The sequence below is a fragment of the Micromonospora sp. NPDC005163 genome, assembly GCF_053599835.1.
The window spans coordinates 1-1,232 of sequence record NZ_JBSFYP010000167.1 but is presented as its reverse complement, the minus strand read 5'-3'; the positions used below and the strand labels follow the sequence as shown (position 1 = coordinate 1,232).

Sequence of the window (1,232 nt, the reverse complement as noted above, 5' to 3'; positions counted from 1 at the left end):
GCGATCACAGAGCGTAGACAACTCGATGATCACTGACTCCGTGCCCGTTTCGCTACTCTGCATCCCCGCCGTCACCTACTGGCGGACGCTCTTAGCACCCTTCCAAGCAGTTCCATCCGCTCCTCGAACCCCTCGGCGGGAGCAGCAGTGTGTAACGTCAGCAGGCTCTCGGCCACCATGTCGGCGACCAGTACCCGGGCGACGCCCAGCGGCATCCGGGTGTACGCGGCGATCTCCGCCAGCGACTGTGCCCGGCCTTCACAGACCGAGGCGATGCGGTGCTTGTCATGCCCGGCGAAGCGGGACTCGGCGACCTGGGTGGGAGAAGCCGTGAGGACCGCCTCGAGGGCGATGTCCTGCCGGGGCTCGGTACGACCACGGGTGACCGCGTAGGGACGTACCAGAGCGCCGCGCGGGTCAGCGCGTCGTTGGTCCATCCCCGATCACCTCCTCGTCCCCCGTGGAGCCGGTCCACACCGCCTCCCCTCCCTGCTCCGGCGCACCGTCGGCACGCCGTCGTGTCGTCGCTACGAGCGCACCGCGTCGCGCGGCAGCGGCACCAGGGCGGCACCCACCCGCTCGACCAGCAGCGCCATCTCGTAGCCCACCTGGCCCACGTCGCAGCTGCGCGCGGCCAGCACGGCCATCGACGAGCCGTCGCTGATCGACATGAGGAAGAGGTAGCCGCTGTCCATCTCGATGACGGTCTGCAACACCCCACCCGCGCTGAACATGCGGGCCGCGCCCTCGGTCAGGCTCACCACGCCAGAGGTGATCGCGGCGAGCTGGTCCGCCCGGTCTCCCGGGAGGTCCCGGGAGGAGGCGAGCAGCAGCCCGTCGGCGGACACCGCCACCACGTGGGCGATACCCGCCACGCTGTCGGCGAAGTTGGTGAGCAGCCAACCCATGTCCTGCATGGCAGCTGGCCTGTTCATCGGCTCTCCTTGGTCGAGGTGCTGTTCAGGTCCGTCCCGGCCGTCCGCCCGCGCTGCACGCCACGGTGGTAGGCCGACAACAGACCGCGTACTTCATCGGGGGTCCGCCGGCTGCGGTCCCGGCCGCTCTTCGGTTCGATGCCGCCGGGCACGAGCTGCGCCTGCGGCACCCGCTTGGGAAGCCCTGAGCGGGTGGTGCCGGCGGCGGCCGGCTCGGCGGCCCGGCTGGCCCGGGACCAGCCCTCGTCGGCCGCCGTCCGCCAGGCGCTCGGGTCCACCGCCGGAGCGGCGGGCGCG

Annotated in this window: 3 protein-coding genes; all 3 read right to left on the bottom strand. The window is 71.4% G+C overall.

All coding sequences use genetic code 11. The features are described 5' to 3' along the window. Positions 1-71 precede the first annotated feature (71 nt). The gene (locus ACWD6N_RS37755) at positions 72-437 is read right to left on the bottom strand and encodes a DUF742 domain-containing protein (protein ID WP_387324605.1); all 366 of its coding nucleotides are present in this window, start codon (positions 435-437) and stop codon (positions 72-74) included. A gap of 90 nt (positions 438-527) precedes the next feature. Next, positions 528-935: a roadblock/LC7 domain-containing protein gene (locus ACWD6N_RS37750; RefSeq protein ID WP_007465177.1), complete on the bottom strand. Its 408-nt coding sequence runs from the start codon at positions 933-935 to the stop codon at positions 528-530. Then, on the bottom strand, positions 932-1,232 hold a 301-nt coding region (locus ACWD6N_RS37745), incomplete at its 5' end, for a hypothetical protein (RefSeq protein ID WP_450006764.1). The genes ACWD6N_RS37745 and ACWD6N_RS37750, both read right to left, overlap by 4 nt.

Excerpts from the sequence above, each read along its gene's own strand:
- ACWD6N_RS37750 (WP_007465177.1), bottom strand. The coding sequence starts at position 935 with ATGAACAGGCCAGCTGCCATGCAGGACATGGGTTGGCTGCTCACCAAC.
- ACWD6N_RS37755 (WP_387324605.1), bottom strand. The coding sequence starts at position 437 with ATGGACCAACGACGCGCTGACCCGCGCGGCGCTCTGGTACGTCCCTAC.